16 protein-coding genes and 1 pseudogene are annotated in these 16,519 nt (G+C 67.5%); 5 read left to right on the top strand and 12 right to left on the bottom strand.

The annotated features are described in order from the left end of the window. Positions 1-20: 20 nt before the first annotated feature. The 3 genes from truA to def all read right to left on the bottom strand — a co-directional run bounded on the left by truA (position 21) and on the right by def (position 2,348). A complete protein-coding gene (gene truA / locus VGN82_RS25910; protein ID WP_327529987.1) occupies positions 21-758 on the bottom strand; it encodes a tRNA pseudouridine(38-40) synthase TruA in 738 nt (245 codons plus the stop codon). After that, positions 758-1,687 carry a methionyl-tRNA formyltransferase gene (gene fmt / locus VGN82_RS25915; RefSeq protein WP_327529988.1) on the bottom strand — a complete coding sequence of 310 codons (930 nt, stop codon included), beginning with the start codon at positions 1,685-1,687 and terminating at the stop codon, positions 758-760. The genes truA and fmt overlap by 1 nt, the downstream gene beginning before the upstream one ends. An 85-nt stretch (positions 1,688-1,772) precedes the next feature. Then, a complete protein-coding gene (gene def, locus VGN82_RS25920) occupies positions 1,773-2,348 on the bottom strand; it encodes a peptide deformylase (protein ID WP_327529989.1) in 576 nt (191 codons plus the stop codon). A gap of 118 nt (positions 2,349-2,466) precedes the next feature. Between def and VGN82_RS25925 the strand changes: the two genes are divergently transcribed. After that, a complete protein-coding gene (locus tag VGN82_RS25925; RefSeq protein WP_327529990.1) occupies positions 2,467-3,651 on the top strand; it encodes a DNA recombination protein RmuC in 1,185 nt (394 codons plus the stop codon). On the opposite strand, the gene VGN82_RS25930 is transcribed toward VGN82_RS25925, so the two are convergent. From VGN82_RS25930 to VGN82_RS25945, 4 genes and pseudogenes are all read right to left on the bottom strand, one after another. Then, entirely contained in the window at positions 3,652-4,161 is a 510-nt protein-coding gene (locus VGN82_RS25930) for an OsmC family protein (protein WP_327529991.1), read from the bottom strand. Between the two features lie 64 nt (positions 4,162-4,225). After that, entirely contained in the window at positions 4,226-5,008 is a 783-nt protein-coding gene (locus tag VGN82_RS25935) for an ABC transporter ATP-binding protein (RefSeq protein ID WP_327529992.1), read from the bottom strand. Between the two features lie 11 nt (positions 5,009-5,019). After that, positions 5,020-5,778: an ABC transporter permease gene (locus tag VGN82_RS25940; RefSeq protein ID WP_327530031.1), complete on the bottom strand. Its 759-nt coding sequence runs from the start codon at positions 5,776-5,778 to the stop codon at positions 5,020-5,022. Between the two features lie 91 nt (positions 5,779-5,869). Further along, positions 5,870-6,836 (bottom strand): annotated as a pseudogene (locus tag VGN82_RS25945) (aliphatic sulfonate ABC transporter substrate-binding protein); the annotation flags it as partial. Positions 6,837-7,120: 284 nt separating this feature from the next. On the opposite strand from VGN82_RS25945, the gene VGN82_RS25950 reads away from it, so the two are divergent. The 3 genes from VGN82_RS25950 (at position 7,121) to VGN82_RS25960 (ending at position 11,313) form a co-directional block, all read left to right on the top strand. Next, entirely contained in the window at positions 7,121-9,934 is a 2,814-nt protein-coding gene (locus tag VGN82_RS25950) for a [protein-PII] uridylyltransferase (protein ID WP_327529994.1), read from the top strand. A gap of 149 nt (positions 9,935-10,083) precedes the next feature. After that, positions 10,084-10,689 (top strand): nucleotide exchange factor GrpE, encoded by a 606-nt coding sequence (gene grpE, locus VGN82_RS25955; RefSeq protein WP_327529995.1) that lies wholly within the window; start codon positions 10,084-10,086, stop codon positions 10,687-10,689. Between the two features lie 3 nt (positions 10,690-10,692). Continuing rightward, entirely contained in the window at positions 10,693-11,313 is a 621-nt protein-coding gene (locus VGN82_RS25960) for a trimeric intracellular cation channel family protein (protein ID WP_327529996.1), read from the top strand. An 18-nt stretch (positions 11,314-11,331) separates the two neighbouring features. On the opposite strand, the gene VGN82_RS25965 is transcribed toward VGN82_RS25960, so the two are convergent. From VGN82_RS25965 to VGN82_RS25975, 3 genes are all read right to left on the bottom strand, one after another. Continuing rightward, positions 11,332-11,955, bottom strand: a complete 624-nt coding sequence (locus VGN82_RS25965) for an alpha-ketoglutarate-dependent dioxygenase AlkB family protein (RefSeq protein WP_327529997.1) — start codon at positions 11,953-11,955, stop codon at positions 11,332-11,334. 10 nt (positions 11,956-11,965) lie between these two features. Beyond that, on the bottom strand, positions 11,966-12,772 hold the full coding sequence (gene dapB, locus VGN82_RS25970; protein WP_327530032.1) for a 4-hydroxy-tetrahydrodipicolinate reductase: 807 nt from the start codon (positions 12,770-12,772) through the stop codon (positions 11,966-11,968). 180 nt (positions 12,773-12,952) lie between these two features. Then, positions 12,953-13,945, bottom strand: coding sequence for a Tim44 domain-containing protein (locus VGN82_RS25975; RefSeq protein ID WP_327529998.1), 993 nt, complete (start codon positions 13,943-13,945; stop codon positions 12,953-12,955). Between the two features lie 288 nt (positions 13,946-14,233). On the opposite strand from VGN82_RS25975, the gene VGN82_RS25980 reads away from it, so the two are divergent. Continuing rightward, entirely contained in the window at positions 14,234-14,479 is a 246-nt protein-coding gene (locus VGN82_RS25980; RefSeq protein ID WP_327529999.1) for a hypothetical protein, read from the top strand. Between the two features lie 338 nt (positions 14,480-14,817). Here the strand turns inward: VGN82_RS25980 and VGN82_RS25985 are convergent, their stop codons facing one another. After that, a complete protein-coding gene (locus tag VGN82_RS25985; RefSeq protein WP_327530000.1) occupies positions 14,818-16,062 on the bottom strand; it encodes an amidase in 1,245 nt (414 codons plus the stop codon). 1 nt (position 16,063) lies between these two features. Beyond that, a complete protein-coding gene (locus VGN82_RS25990; protein WP_327530001.1) occupies positions 16,064-16,291 on the bottom strand; it encodes a DUF2798 domain-containing protein in 228 nt (75 codons plus the stop codon). Positions 16,292-16,519 lie beyond the last annotated feature (228 nt).

The raw sequence follows: 16,519 nt of genomic DNA on the forward strand, positions 1-16,519 counted from the left end.
ATCAGGCGTCTGCCGCGCTTCTAGTAGTCCACCCCGGCCAGATACAGGCCACAGGGCGGCGCCAGTGCCGCGCATTGCGAACGGTCGCGTGCCGCCAGGACCTTGCCCAGCTTGTTCTCCGGCCAGCGCCCCGCCCCGACCATCTTCAGGCAGCCCACGATCGAGCGGACCTGATGATGCAGGAAGGAGCGGGCATGAGCATAGACCACGATCTCGTCACCCTCGCGCCGGACATCGAGCCGATCCAGCGTCCGCATCGGACTGTTGGCCTGGCATTCGGCGGCGCGGAAGGTGGTGAAGTCGTGATGGCCCAGCAGCGCCTTGCCGGCACGGTCCATCGCCTCGTGATCGAGCTTGATCGGGACATGCCAGAGCCGGTCGCGATCGAGCGCCGGCTGAGCGCGCCGGTCGAGGATGCGATAGATGTAGTAGCGCCGCGTCGCCGAGATCCGCGCGTCGAATTCGTCGGAAACCGCCTGGGCGCTGACGACCGCCACTGGCAGGCGCTTCAGGCGGGCATTGCTGGCGTCGCGCACCACATCCGTGCGCCATTCCTTGTCGAGATCGACATGGGCGACCTGATGGGTGGCATGGACGCCGGCATCGGTGCGCCCAGCGCAGTGCAATCGCACCGCATGGCCGCAGAAGGCCTCTATCGCCTCCTCGATGCTCTGCTGGACGGAGGGCCCGTTGAGCTGGCGCTGCCAGCCCGAGAAGGGCGTGCCGTCATATTCGATCACGAGCTTGTAGCGCGGCATCAGAGCTTGGCGCCGGCAGCGAGCCGCGCGCCTCGAAGGAACTCGATTCCGCTCATCGGCCGCCCCCCGGCGCGCTGGACCTGGAGCAGCTTCACCGCCCCCTCGGCACAGGCGACGGTGCCTTCGTCGTCGAGCAGCATGCCGGGCTCGGCCGCCCCACCCGCCAGCGCCGTACGCAGGACCTTAAGACGCTCGGCCCCCTTGCCGAGATCGATCTCGGCGAAGGCTCCGGGAAAGGGCGAAAGCCCACGCACGAGATCATGTACCTGCCTCGCTGGCCTCGCCCAGTTCAGCTTCGCCTCTGCATTGCCGATCTTGGCGGCATAGGTGACGCCGTCTTCGGGCTGCGGCGTGAAGTGCAAGCCGCCCCGGCCGAGCGCCGCGAGAGCACGCACCATCAGGTCGGCGCCGAGCGGCGCGAGCTGGTCGTGCAATTCGCCCGCAGTCATGTCCGGGCCGATCGCCAGCCGCTCGACCATGCCTACCGGGCCGGTATCGAGACCCGCCTCCATCTTCATGACGCAGACGCCGCTTTCGGCATCACCCGCCATCACCGCGCGCTGAATCGGTGCCGCGCCGCGCCAGCGCGGCAGCAGCGAGGCATGCAGGTTGAGGCAGCCGAGCTCCGGCAGATCGAGGATCGCCTGGGGCAGGATCATGCCATAGGCGACGACGACCGCGACGTCGGCCTGGTGCGAGGCGATCTGCTCCGCGGCCTCCGGCGTCTTCAGTGTCCTGGGCGTGAAGACCGGGATGCCGAAGCGCTCGGCCGCCTTGTGCACGGGCGACGGCTTCAGCTCCAGCCCGCGCCCGGCCTGGGCAGGCGCGCGCGTATAGCAGCTCACGACCTCGTGGCCCTGGCCGATGATCTCGGTGAGGGTCGGCACCGCGAAATCGGGGGTGCCCATGAAGATGACGCGCAGACTCATACGCTCGATGCTACCTCAGAAATGCGATGGTCCCGGGCGACCGCTGGGAGACCCGGGATAAAGATCAACAATGCGAGCGCTGTGCCTAGCGCCGCGCCGCCTGCTTGGCGAAACGCTTGGTGACGCGCTCGCGCTTGAGGCGCGAGAGATGATCGATGAACAGCACGCCGTTGAGGTGGTCGATCTCGTGCTGCAGGCAGGTTGCCAGCAGCCCGTCGGCCTCGATCTCCTGCTGCTTGCCGTCGAGATCGGTGTAGCGGACCCTGACCGAAGCCGGGCGCTCGACCTCCTCGTAGTATTCCGGGATCGAGAGGCAGCCTTCCTCATAGACGCTGCGCTCCTCGGACGACCAGGTGATCTCGGGATTGATGAAGGCCATGGGATTGCGCGGCTGCGCGTCGCGCTTCTCCTGGGCGCCCTCGCCCTCCTCTTCGCCCGCCGCCTCTTCCTTCTCGTCCGGCGCGCGCTTGGCGACGTCGAGCGTCACCACGCGCTTGGGAATGCCGATCTGAATGGCGGCGAGGCCGATGCCCGGCGCATCATACATCGTCTCGAACATGTCGGAGACGAGCGTACGGATCTCGGGCGTGATCTCCGCGACCGGGGTCGAGACCAGGCGAAGCTGGGCGTCGGGCAGGATGACGAGAGGGCGGATGGCCATGAAGGGATTTCTGCGCAGGATTTCGTGATGAAGGGGCGACATAAGCCCTTGCACGCACCGGGTCAAACTGTTCCGCTTTCGTTCGAATTCATTCACCCGAATCGGCTAGGATCGCGACATGAAAGAGATCGCCTTCATCCTGCTCGACAGGCCGGTGACTTGGGCCGAGGCCGCTTTCGGCTTCGCGGCCCTTTGCCTCGCGCTGCTCCTGATCATGTCGCTGTCGTCATGGCGCGCCGGCCGGGGCCGCGCACTGGAAGCCGCCATCGCCGCGGAGCGCGCCCGCGAAATGGACGACAAGGTCGCCGAGTTGAACCGGCTCCAAGCCGAAATGACCGGGCGCATGCAGTCCATGGCCGAGATCCTGTCGACGCGGCAGGGCGACCTGGCACGGCTGGTCGCCGACCGGATGGATGGCCTGCGCCAGCAGGTCGGGTCCGGACTGGAGCAGAACGTCCGCCAGACCACCGAGAGCCTCGGCAAGCTGCAGGAGCGGCTGGCCGTGATTGACAACGCCCAGAAGAACCTGACCAGCCTGACCTCGGAAGTCGTGACGCTGCGCGACGTGCTCTCCAACAAGCAGGCGCGCGGCGCCTATGGCCAGGGCCGGATGGAGGCGATCATCCGTGACGGACTGCCGAGCGCCTTCTTCGCGTTCCAGCCCCAGCTTTCCAACGGCAAGCGGCCGGACTGCCTGGTGACGCTGCCGGGCGACGGGCGCGGCCTCGTCATCGACGCGAAGTTCCCGCTGGAAAGCTTCACGCAGCTCCGCGAGGCGCGCGGCGACGATGCCAGGAAGGCCGCCGGGTCCCGCGTGCGCAACGATGTCGGCGTGCATGTAAAGGACATCGCGGAGCGCTATTTCCTGCCGGGCGAGACGCAGGACATGGCGCTGCTCTTCGTGCCGTCGGAATCGATCTACGCCGATCTGCACGAGCATTTCGACGACGTGATCCAGAAGGCCCATCGCGCCCGGATCATGATCGTCTCGCCCTCGCTGCTGGCGCTGGCGATCCAGCTGATGCAGTCGCTGGTGCGCGATGCGCGGATGCGCGAGGAGGCGCAGGTGATCCAGGCCGAGGTCGGCAAGCTGCTCGCCGACATCCGGCGCCTCGGCGAGCGGGCCGAAAAGCTCGACCAGCATTTCCGCCAGGCGCAGGAGGACGTCTCCGGAATCCGCACCTCCGCGACCAAGATCACCAGCCGCGGCGAGCGGATCGTGGCGCTCGACTTCGACGAGGCCAAGGCCGAGCCGACACTGCCCTTCGCGCAGGGCCTCTCGCTGAAGAATGCGGCGGAGTGATCAGGCGGTCTTGAGCGCCGCCGAGAGTTCCGGCTTCACGTTCAGCGTCTGGAACACCACGCAGTAGCGCTCGGTCAGCTTCAGCAGCGAGTCGAGCTTTTCCTGGGGCGCGTCGGTCTCGACGTCGAAGAAGAGGCGGATCGCCTTGAAACCGACCGCCGCGTCCTTGGCGACGCCGAGCGTGCCGCGGAAGTCGAGATCGCCCTCGGCACGGACGACACCCTTCTTGAGTTCGATCTCGAGCGCCGTCGCGACGGCCTTAAGCGTCACGCCGGCGCAGGCGACCAGCGCTTCCAGCAGCATGTCGCCGGAGCAGAGTTCCGCGCCCGAGCCGCCCGTCGCCGGGTGCAGACCGGCGAGCGCGATGGCACGGCCGGTCTCGACCTTGCAGGCGATGTGCTGGTCGTCGAGCTCGCCCTTGGCCTTCAGCGTGATGACGGCCGCGTCGGGGTTGTTGCGGTACTCGTCCTTAAGTGGCGCTTGCAGGGCGCGGAGGGCTGTAACGTCCATGGCATTTCCTCGGGTCAGGCTTTGATGTGATTGCCGTCTTGGTAGCGACTGTCGCGGCCATCCGCTACCACCACATCCCCGCGGTCTCGCTCGCCTTCTGCTGATGCGGGGCCTCGTCGCGCAAGGAACGGTCGAGGCTGCGCAGCACCTCGCGCTTGGCCGCCTCGAAGGCTGGCGAAAGATGGTCGCGCGGCCGAGCGAGCGGGTTGTCGAACTCGTCGAAGATGCGACCGGGCCTGGGCTGCATCACCACGATGCGGTCGGCCAGCGTCACCGCCTCCTCGACGTCATGCGTGACCATCACCATGGTCGGGCGGCTTTCGGCCCAGAGCGCCAGCAGATGGCCGTGCAGGCTCGCGCGCGTCGTCGCATCGAGCGCGGAGAAAGGCTCGTCCATCAGCAGCAGCTTCGGCCGCGTGACGAGCGCCCGAGCGATCGCGACGCGCTGCTGCTGGCCACCGGAGAGTTCGCGCGGCCAGCGCCCCTGGTGACCGGCGAGGCCGACGCGGACCAGCGCATTGGTCACCAGCCCCTCGCGTTCGAAGGCGGAGAGATGCGACAGGCCGAAGCCGACATTCTCGGCGACCGAGAGCCAGGGGAAGAGGCGCGGCTCCTGGAAGATGACGCCAACATCGGCACGCGGTTCGGTGATCGCCTCGCCATTCAGCAGGATGCGCCCGGCGCTCGGCCGGTCGAGGCCGGCGATCAGCCGCAGCAAGGTGGTCTTGCCGCATCCTGAGCCACCGACCAGCGCCAGGATTTCGCCCGCGGCGACATCGATGGTGATGGCCGACAGCGCCTGCGTGCCGTCGGCATAGGTTTTCGACAGGGTCTCGAAGCTCAGCATCGAGGTGGCTTTCAGAGTTTGTCGCGCGCCGTGTCCTGCCAGGCGAGAACCGGCCGCGTGAGGGCGACGAGCAGCCCGTCCGCCAGCTTGCCGAGCACGGCGAAGCTGATGATGGCCGCGATGATGGTGTCGGGGCGGCCGAGCTGCTGGCCGTCCACGAGGAGGTAACCGAGGCCTTCGCTCGCACCCATGATCTCGGCCGCGACCACGAACATGAAGCCGAGGCCAAGGCCCGAGCGCAGCGCCGTGATCCAGGCCGGCAGGATCGCCGGCAGAAGCACCCGACGCGCCATCGCCAGCCGGCCGAGCCGGAAGACGCGACCGACCTCGACGATCTTGCGGTCGATGCCCTGAATCGCGGCGGCCACGCCGAGATAGACCGGGAAGAAGACGCCGACGGCGATCAGCGCAACCTTCGAGGCCTCGAAGATGCCGAGCCAAAGGATGAAGAGCGGCACCCAGGCGATCGAGGGGATGGCCCGCAAGGCCTGGAGCGTCGGATCGATGAGGCCGCGCGCCACCGGCAACGCGCCGGTGACGGCACCGAGCAGCGTGCCCGCGGCCGCACCGAGGCCGAAGCCCGCCGCGACCCGCCAGAGCGTCGCCGTCGCATGCGTCAGGAGTTCTCCAGAGACGGCAAGCCCCCACAGGGTCCCGCCGACGACACTGGGCGGCGGCATCAGCCGGCCATTGGCAAGTCCTGTCCTGACAGCGAACTCCCAGAGGATCGCCAGCAGCACCGGCAGCACGAAGCCGGCAAGCGCGAGCATCCGGCGGCGCGGTCGCCGCGAGTGGGCCGTGGCGCCCGGCTCGCCGATCTCCGCCGTCTCGATGCCGAGCGCGCTCATCCGGCCCGGTTGCCTCAGTTGGTAGCGGCGAAGCGGCGGTCGAGCAGATCGTCGACCACGGCCTTCACGTCCGTGGTCGCGGGGAGCACGCCGGCTTCCTTGAGGGCGAGGCCGGCGGCAATGATCGTGTCGGCCTGGGCCTGGCCGATCGCCGAATGGGTCAGCTCGGTACGGGTGAGCTGGCGCTCGATCACCGCGTCCGACAGCTTGGTGTAGGCAATGAGAGTCTTCTTCAGCTCAGCCGGATTGGCCAGCGAATAGGCCCTCGCCTCCTCATAGGCGGCCAGCACCTTGCGCACGAGCGCCGGATTGTCCTTGGCGAAGGCATCGCGGACATTGAGCACGCCCCAGGTGTTGTCCTCGGCCTTGCGGTGGAACAGCTTCGCCCCGCTCTCGACCTCGGCCGCAGCCATCAGCGGGTCGAGCCCGGCCCAGGCATCGACATCGCCACGTTCCAGAGCGAGGCGGCCATCGGCATGCTGCAACAGGACGAGCTTGACGTCCTTTTTCGTGAGCTTGGCCTCGGCCAGCGCCCGCACCAGGAAGATGTGCGGGTCGGTGCCACGCGTGACCGCGACGCGCTTGCCCTTGAGATCGGAGACCTTGGCGATCTCGCTCTTGGCGCCGGTGACGAGAGCGGTCCATTCCGGCCGCGAATAGACATAGATCGACTTGATCGGGTTGCCGTTGATCTTGCCGATCAGGGCGGCGGCGCCGGCGGTCGAACCGAAATCGAGCGAGCCGGCATTGAGGAATTCGAGCGCCTTGTTCGATCCAGCCGACTGGACCCAGCGCACGGTGATGCCGTCGGCAGCAAGTGCCTTTTCGAGGATGCCGCTGTCCTTCAGCACGAGGCTGACAGGATTATAGGTCGCGTAATCGACCCGGATCTCCTTGGGAGCCTGGGCGAAGAGCTGCGTGCTCGCGAAAGTGATGGAAGAGGCGAAGCCGGCGACGGCGAGACGGCGGGTGATGCTCATTGGTGGTCCCTTTCGATGCGCGAAGGGGACCGGGCTGCGGACACGCACCCGTACCCCACGCTTTAGCTGCACTTGTTTCGCGCCCGCAAGCTGGTGGCTCAAATCGGCGCGTATTCGACTTGTAGGTCCGTTTGTTCTGTATGTCAAACAGCACGACACACGGCGTTTAATTCAATATTTCACATACCTCACTTGTTTAATTAAAGCGCTTTGCGAATCCCCTCCACATGCTAACCAGCGACATCGGCGCCAGCGCCGAGAGACGCTAACAATCGAGGTCAGGCTTGGTCTCATCCGCTGCCGATCAGCCGGTGCTCGAACTCGACCAGGTGCTGGAAAGTCCCCAGCGCGCCGTCGCCCATCTGCTCGAGCGGGCGCGGGGCCGCAGCACCGCCGATACACGCAACCTTCTCGTCGGCGGGCTGCGCCATGTCCTCGACGAGGGACACGCCTCGGCGCGCGAACTGCTCAAGCGCCCGCGCCATGGATTGATCTGCGCCCAGCATCTGTCCGCGGTGATGGACGGCGTGGTCGGCTGCCTGCATGTCGCGGCGACCGAGCATTTCTATCCTGCCCTGAACCCGTCGCAGTCGGAGCGCATCGCCGTCGTCGCCGTCGGCGGCTATGGCCGGGGCACGCTGGCGCCAGGCTCGGATGTCGATCTGCTCTTCCTGTTCCCGCACAAGCAGACCGCCTGGGGCGAGAGCGTGGTCGAGGCGATGCTCTATCCGCTCTGGGATCTGAAGCTGAAGGTCGGCCATTCCGTGCGTTCGGTCGATGATTGCGTGCGCGAGGCGCGCGCCGACATGACGATCCGCACCGCGCTGCTGGAGGCGCGCTTCATCGCCGGCGACGCACTGGTGTTCCACGACATGGTGCGCCGCTTCGGCGCCGAGGTGGTCGAGGGCACGGCGCCGGCCTTCACTGAAGCCAAGCTGGCCGAACGCGAGACGCGCGTGCGCCGCGCGGGAACGTCACGCTATCTGGTGGAGCCGAACGTCAAGGACGGCAAAGGCGGCCTGCGCGACCTCAACACGCTGTTCTGGATCGCGAAATACGCCTATCGCGTCAACGACGTCCGCGATCTGGTGACCGCCGGCCTGTTCGACCGCAAGGAACAGCTGATGTTTCAGCGCTCGGAGGAATTCCTCTGGCGCGTGCGCTGCTGGCTGCACTTCATCACCGGCCGGGCCGAGGAGCGGCTGTCGTTCGACCTGCAACGCCAGGTGGCGGCCGCGATCGGCTATGCCGGGCGCAGTGGGCAGGCTCCGGTCGAGCGCTTCATGAAGGCCTATTTCCTCGTCGCAAAGGATGTCGGCGACCTGACCGCGATCGTCTGCGCGGCGCTGGAAGCGCGCCAGCAGAAGCCGCGCGCCTCACTCTCGCGCCTGCTCGGCTCCTTTGCCAAGCGCAAGCGCGTGCGGGCGCTCGGTCACCCCGATTTCACGCTCAAGAGCCAGCGGCTCAATGTCGTCGACCCCGGCGCCTTCCGGCGCGACCCGGTCAACCTGCTGCGGCTCTACGAGATCGCGAGCCGCGACGACCTGGCCATCCACCCGGATGCCAGCCGCCTCGTGACGCAGTCACTTCCGCTGGTGACGCCGGAGCTGCGCAACGATCCCGAAGCCAACCGGATCTTCCTGGAAATCCTCACGGCACGGCGCTCGCCGGAGGCCGTGCTGCGGCGGATGAACGAATCCGGCCTGCTCGGCAAGTTCGTGCCCGATTTCGGGCGCGTCGTGGCGATGATGCAGTTCAACATGTATCACCACTATACCGTCGACGAGCACCTGATCCGCTCCATCGGCGTGCTGGCCGAGATCGATGCGGGCGTGCTCGAGACCGAGCACCCGCTCGCCAACGAGATCATGCCGACGATCACCAATCGCCGCGCCCTTTACGTCGCCCTGTTCCTGCACGACATCGCCAAGGGGCGGATCGAGGACCATTCGATCGCCGGAGCCCGGATCGCCCGCAAGCTCGGGCCGCGCTTCGGCTTGACCGAAGGCCAGACCGAGACGGTCGCCTGGCTGGTCGAGCACCATCTCGACATGTCGACCGTCGCGCAGAGCCGCGATCTCGGCGACCCCAAGACGATTGAGAGCTTCGCCGCGACGGTGCAGACGCTCGAGCGGCTGAAGCTCCTGCTCGTACTCACCGTCGCCGACATCAAGGCGGTCGGGCCCGGCGTCTGGAACGGCTGGAAAGGCCAGCTCCTGCGCACGCTCTACTACGAAACCGAGATCGTGCTGGCCGGCGGCCATTCGCTGATCGAGCGCAAGGCGCGCGTCGAAAAAAAGCAGGATGCCCTGAAGGAGCGGCTCGCCGACTGGGACGAGGCCGCGCGCGACGCCTATCTCGCCAGGCACTATCCCGCCTACTGGATCAAGGTGGACGTGGCGGAGCAGGAGAAACATGCGCGCTTCCTGCGCCGCGCGGAAGAAGAGGGCCGCACCACCGCGACGCTGGTCGAGACCGACCAGTTCCGCGGCGTGACGGAATTGACCATCCTCGCGCCCGACCACCCTCGCCTGCTCGCGATCATCACCGGTGCCTGCGCCGCGGCTGGCGGCAATATCGTCGACGCGCAAATCTTCACGACCACCGACGGGCTCGTGCTCGACACGATCTCGGTCTCCCGCGCCTTCGAACGTGACGATGACGAGTTGCGCCGGGCCGAACGGATCGCCGCCGCAATCGAGCGCGCGCTCAAGGGCGAAATCAAGATCGCCGACCTCGTCGCCCAGCGTCGTGCGCCGCCGCCGCGCGGCCAGACCTTCCAGGTCGCACCGGAGGTCATCATCGACAATGTTCTGTCGTCCCGCCACACCGTTCTGGAGGTCGCCGGGCTCGACCGGCCGGGCTTGCTCTACGACCTGACCACGGCGATCGGGAAGCTCAACCTCAACATCGCCTCGGCGCATATCGCAACCTTCGGCGAAAAGGCCGTCGACGTATTCTATGTCACCGACCTGACCAATGCGAAGATCGTCTCGACCGCGCGCCAGCTGACGATCCGGAAGGCCCTGCTCGACGTGTTCGGCCCCGATGGCGAGAAGGCTCCCCCGACAAAGAGCAAGGTGCCCGCGCGAGCTTGATTTAAGCCGGCATAAGCCCGATATCGGCCGGGAACACGGTCGCGCCTCGATGCCGCGATCAGAACTTTGATGGAAGCCGAGAGCCCCGCTTCCGCGAAACCCGGTTCGCCGGTCTCGCGCAAGGCTCTCGATATGGAATGGATGACGCGATGACGCAGAACCCTGCGACGGAAAACCCGAACGCCGAGCCCGCCGTCGACGAGACCGCCCCTCAGTCCCCCGAGGAGATCATCCAGGCCAATTTCGCCCGGATCGAGGCCGAGCGTGACGATCTCAAGGACAAGTTGCTGCGCACGCTGGCCGATATGGAGAATCTGCGCCGGCGCACCGAGCGCGAGATTGGCGACGCCAAGGCCTATGCAGTGACGAGCTTCGCCCGCGACATGCTCGGCTCCGCCGACAACCTGCGGCGAGCGCTCGAAAGCCTGCCGGAGAGCGCCCGCGCGGCCGAGGAGCCGGCACTCAAGGCCCTGACCGAGGGCGTCGAGCTGACCGAACGGGACCTGCTCAAGACGCTGGAGCGCCATGGCGTGCGCAAAATCGATCCGCAGGGCGAGAAGTTCGATCCCAACCTGCACCAGGCGATGTTCGAGGCGCCCGACGCCGAGATCGCCAAGGGCCTCGTCTCCAAGGTCGTCCAGGCAGGCTACAAGATCGGCGAGCGCGTGTTGAGGCCAGCCCTTGTCGGCGTATCCGCCGGGGCGCCGAAGCCGCAGGCGACGAACGGTGAAGACGCTTCCTCGGGCGGCCACTAAGCTGTGATCGAGGCGGTCGGCGTCGCCGTCTTCGCTCTCACCGGCGCCCTCGTCGCCGCCCGCAAGGGCATGGATCCGTTCGGATTCATCCTGCTTGCGACCACGACCGGCGCCGGCGGCGGCACCATGCGCGACCTCGCGCTGGGCCGGCCCGTCGGCTGGGTCGAGGCGCCGCTCAACGTGCTGATCTGCGCCACCGTCGCGCTGCTCGCCTGGCTGATTGCCTATCTGCGGCCGGGGCAGCTCGATGGCTGGAGTGCCAAGCGCGTGCTGCTCTGGGCCGACGCGTCGGGGATGGCGCTCTTCGCCGTTTCGGGCACGCGGATCGCAATGGCTGCGGACGTCCCGCTGATCTCTGCGATCGCGCTCGGCGCCGTCACCGCCTCCTTCGGCGGCATCATCCGTGACATCCTCGCCGGCGACCGCGCCATGGTGCTGTGGAGTCGGGATTTCTATGTCACCGCCGCGACAGCCGGCGCCGGCGCGACGGCGCTTCTGACCCATTTCGGCTTTGGCCCAGCCGTCGTCATGCTCGGCGGCCTTGCGGCGGGCTTCGGGCTCAGGGCCGGCTCGATCCTGTTCGGCTGGTCCTTCCCGCGCCTGCCCGGCGACGGCTCGCGCTGATCGCCTGGGGATCCGGCCTCAGCGGGCGGGTCTGGTGACCCGCCGCAGCGTCAGATTGATCCGCCCGCCCTGCGGCAACAGCCCCGAGGAGCCGGCGAGGATGCGGTCGATGCCGTGATAGGCAAGCCGCGCCTCGCCGCCGAAGAGCAAGGCGTCGCCCGAACCGAGCTTCAGCGATTGGGTCTTGCCGCCGCGCTGCGTGCCGCCAATGCGGAAGACCGCGGTGTCGCCGAGCGAGAGAGACAGCACCGGCGCATCGAAATCCTGCTCGTCACGGTCCTGATGCAGGCCCATCTTGGCGCTGGCTTCGTAAAAGTTGACCAGGCAGGCTTCGGGCGGATGGGGATAGCCCGCCAGTTCCTGCCAGGCCCGCGACAGCACGGCCGGGAGCGGCGGCCAGGGCTCGCCGGTGACGGGGTGCAACGGCTGATAGCGATAGCCTGCTTCGTCTGAAACCCAGCCCAGGGACCCGCAATTGGTCATGCGGACCGAGAAGGGCTTGCCGGTCTTCGGCATGCGCGGCAGGAAGAAAGGCGCCAGCCGCGCCACCTCGCGCAGATCACCGACCAGGGCAGCCTGCGCATCAGCGGCGAGATAGCCCGGCCAATGGACGACGCCGGGCGCGACGACGAGCCGGTTCATCGCGATGGCCTTACAGGGAATCGAGGCCGAGCACGTCGGCCATCGAATAGAGGCCGGGCTGGCGGCCCCTGCCCCAGAGCGCGGCCTTCACCGCGCCCTGTGCGAAGAGCCCGCGATCCTCGGCGATGTGGGCGAGCTCAAGCCGCTCGCCGGCGCCCGCGAAGACGACCTTGTGGTCGCCGACGACCGTGCCGCCGCGCAGCGTGGCGAAGCCGATCGTGCCCGGCACGCGCGCACCGGTATGGCCGTCACGAACCGCGACACGCTCCTGCGCAAGATCGACCTCGCGCCCCTGCGCCGCCGCCTCGCCAAGCAGGACGGCGGTGCCCGAGGGCGCATCGACCTTCATGCGGTGATGCATCTCTACGATCTCGATGTCCCAATCCGTGCCCAGCGTCGCCGCGACCTTGCGCACGAGCGCGGCCAGCAGGTTGACCCCGAGGCTCATATTGCCGGAGCGGATGATCGCCGTGTCGCGCGCGGCTGCTTCCAGCTTCGCCAGATGCTGCGGTTCGAGCCCGGTGGTCCCGACGATATGGGCGATGCGGGTGCGGGCAGCGAGTGCAGCGAAGGCGACCGTGGCATCGGGCGTCGTGAAATCCAGCACCCCTTCCGCGGCGGCAAAGGCGGGTGCCGCGTCGTCGCTGACGAGCACGCCGCTTGCGGGCAGGCCGGCCAGAACGCCGGCATCCTGCCCGATGGCGGGAGAGCCGGGCCGTTCGATCGCAGCCGCCAGCGCGCAGCCCGGCGCCTCATGGATCGCTTTGACCAGCATTCGGCCCATGCGCCCGGCAGCACCGACGACGACGAGACGCATATCGGACATGGCGATAGACTCCGGCAGACGGGAATGAAAGCGAGCCAGCCGCGGTGCCCTTCCCGACCGGCGCCGCGCCGTCCGCCTATAGGACGGATCGCAGCCTCGCGACACCCGAAACCGCGCAACGAAAAACGGCCGGGTCGCCCCGGCCGTTTTCCATCATATCGTCAGCCTTGGTCAGGCCGCCTGCTGGATGCCCGAAAGCTTCCAGGCACCGCCGCGCGAGCGCACGAAGGTCCAGTGCTCCGTGACCTCCTGCGGAACCGTCGCGTTGCCGTCGACGACCTTGCCGCTGGAGCGCTCATAGAGCGCGTTGATCAGGCTGAAGCGCATCGCGACGGTCGCGAAGTCGAAGCCTTCCTCGGTCCAGGCTTCCGAAAGGTCGCCCTGCAGCAGCTTCACGTCGGAGACGCGGTCGACCAGGCCCTTGCGGGCATTGGTCGTCAGGTCCTCGTCGAAATAGCCGAACATCTCGGGCGTGACGCGATCGCGAAGGCCTTTCTCGTCCTCGTTCGAGTAAGCCGTGTTGATCTCACCGAGCAGGCGCTCGAAGGCATTGAAATCCTCGCCAACGAGTTCGATCGGCGTGGTCTGCGGCACGGCGGCCGGACGGCCCACACCGCCACCCATTGCGCCCATGGCGCCCATGCGGGCGTTGGGCTGCGGCTGGTAGGCTTCGCGCGGCAGCGGCGCACCGGCGCCGGCGAGCTGAGGCTCGGAGCGGCGACGGAAGAAGCGCAGCGCCAGCCAGATCGCGCCACCGATCAGGGCGATCTGCAGGAGGAAGCCGAGGATACCGGCCATCGAGGCGAGGCCGCTGAAGAAGCCGGAACCGGACAGCAGGCCGAACAGGCCCGCGCCAAGGAGGCCAGCGCCCAGACCCATCATCAGGTTGCGGGCCATGGAGGGCCGTGCAGCCTGGGCCGCGGCGGCAGCACCGGCGGCGGGAGCAGCCTGCGACGCCGACGGCTGCGCGCTGCGCTGGAAGGGCTGTGCGCCATTGGGCGCGGTGTTCGTCGGGGCCGGCGCGGATTCAGTGCGCGAGCCACGGCTGCCAAAGCTGCCCTTGCCACCACCGGGCCGCGCTTCGGCCAGCACTGGAACGAGAATCAAAGCGCCTGCGAGCACAGCGACGAAACGACCGTGACGGGCTAGCGAAATCAGAGACATGGTTCCTCCCGGAGCCCCCCTTGGGCTCTCTTCCAGGGAATATGGGCCATCTGCGCCGTCTCCGCAAGATCAAGCCAACTAAGCGTCTGCGATATAACAATAATCTGAAAATATAACGAAACTGGGCGAACGAACCGCCCTGTGCTAGACTGCAGGTCTTGCCGATGCATGTGTCCTTCCGTTCTGCGGGAGCGAACGATGATCGCTGTTGCGCCCGGGCTCCGCGAGACAAGACGTAAACCATCCAGAACTGCCGCAGCGTTCTGGAGCGCTCTGTCGGCCGCGCTCATGGTCCTGCTTCTGTCTTCCCCGGCGGCAGGGGTTCATGCCGGAGAGCCCGCCGTCGCGCTGGAGCCGCCGCGGCTGGCCCAGGCGCCCGAACCGCTCTGCTTCTGCTGGAACGAGGGCCGCAAGATCGCCGAAGGCTCAGCCGCCTGCATCCGTACGACGCAGGGACGTCGCTTGGCGCAATGCGGCCGCGTCATCAACATGATGTCCTGGCAGGTCACCGAGACGCCCTGTCCGGAGAGTTGAACCGGCGACTGGCGGAAAGCAGGCCCGGAAAAGCGAACGCCGCCGGGACGATGTCCCAGCGGCGCTTAAGGCTCTTGTGGTCTTCAGCGACTTCAGACTGACGTCCGTCAGAACGCTCCCAGAACGATCAGCATCATGAAGGCGAATGCCGCACCCATGATCAATCGGTCGAGACGTAGCGTGAGGTTCATCACACTCTCCTGTGTCATTGACCTGACACAACGCTAGCAGAACTGGCGGCGGCTGCAAGGGGGCGAGCATGTGGCGCGATCGCGGCCGAGCGAAGAGTATCCTTAAACAAGGGTTAAGCCATTGATGAGCTTTGGGGATAAGCTCGTCTATACGCCTGCCTCGACAAGCTTTTCCAACCCCTTCGCCACAGCAATGACATGGTTATCGTTGCCGAATCCAGCGATGATCTGGATGGTCGCCGGCAGGCCCCTGGGACCACGCATCAGCGGGATCGTCGCGCAGGGCACGCCGAGCAGCGTCCAGAGCCGGTTGAAGCGGGAATCCCCGGTCGATCCGAGCGTATCGGGCGCCTCGCCCGGGGCGGCATAGCTCACCACCACATCGACTTCCGAGAAGAAGCCACGGGCGGCGTCGCGGCCCCGCCGCGACTGGCGGCGCGCCTCGTCATACTGCTCCGGCGTGGTGGCACCAGCGGCGTCGAGATAGGCGCGCAGCTTGGGCGGCAGGAGGTCGCGATGATGCGCATATTCCCAGGCGAGCGCCTGCGTCGCCTCATAGTCCTGCAGCGGACCGTGCGCCCGGAAGGCTTCCGCCAACGCCGCCGCCCCTTCGAGCGGGACGAGCACCGCGCCAGCCCCGGCCGCAAGCTCCTGGAAGCGCTGCAAGGCCGCGGCCGAAGCCGGCTCCGGCGCGCCGGCATAGGCCTGATGGTGGATGCCGATGCGCAGCCCCGACAGGCTGGCGGCAGAAGCATCCATGTCCGGGCGGCCTGAGATCGCCGCCAGGGCCAGGCCGACGTCATCGGCGCTCGCGGCCATCAGACCGAGCGTGTCGAGCGACCAGGAAAACGGCTTCACCCCGACCGTCGGCAGGAGGGCATAGGAGGGCTTGATCGCCGCGACCCCGCAATAGGCCGCCGGCCGGATCACCGATCCGCCAGTCTGCGTCCCCAGCGCGAGCGGGATCATGCCGGCGGCGACGGCAGCTGCGGATCCGGCCGAGGAGCCGCCGGGGCTCGCCGTCGCGTCGTGCGGATTGCGCGTCGGCGCCGGGTCGAGAAAGGCAAAGGCCGTCGTGTGCGTCTTGCCGGCGACGGTCGCGCCGGCCGCCTTCAGCGCCATCACGATCGGCGCGTCGGCGCGCGGCTGCCAGCCGTCATAGATCGGCGAGCCCATGCGGGTCGGCAGGTCGGCCGTCTCGATGATGTCCTTGACGCCGCAGGCAATGCCGGCGAGCGGCCCGGTGCCGGGCAGGAGCGCGTCCGGCCGGCTCGCAAAGGCCTGGACCTGCGGCTCCCGTTCCGCGATGCGCGCGGCACTGAAGGCAAGGGCGTCCGCTGCAGTGGTCTTGCCGCTTTCGATGCGGCTCAGGATCTCGCGCAGGCTCTGCATATCACTCCCCGATGACGCGGATGATCAACCCGGTCGCGCGGCGCGCAACGGGAATGGCGATGAATGCGGTGGCGGCAGCGCAGGGCCAGGCGATCGCGAAGGCCGCCAGCCAATGCCGGACGAAATCGGCGGGCAGGCCCAGATTGAGCCAGGTGACGAGGGCCGTCATCAGGAAGGCCATGATGGCCGACATCAGGACCGGAAAGATGAAACGCGCCTTGCCGGTCATGAACCGATCTCCTGTTGCGGAAGCGTGAGCTCTTCCGCTCTGTCGCATGCCGAAAACCCACGGCGCCAGTGACGTTTCGGCCCTGCGGGGATGCGTCGGCCGGGCACCGGGGGCGCATGGTCGTCCACCCTGCCTGACCGATTTCATGACGTTGGGACAGGCCAAAGAGGCCCGTTAAGCGTTCGTTAACCGCGGCGCCAAAGTTAATCCAGCTGTGTCGCCGCGGGC

The sequence above is a fragment of the Allobosea sp. genome, assembly GCF_035999205.1.
In the GTDB taxonomy this organism is placed as follows: Bacteria; Pseudomonadota; Alphaproteobacteria; order Rhizobiales; family Beijerinckiaceae; genus Allobosea.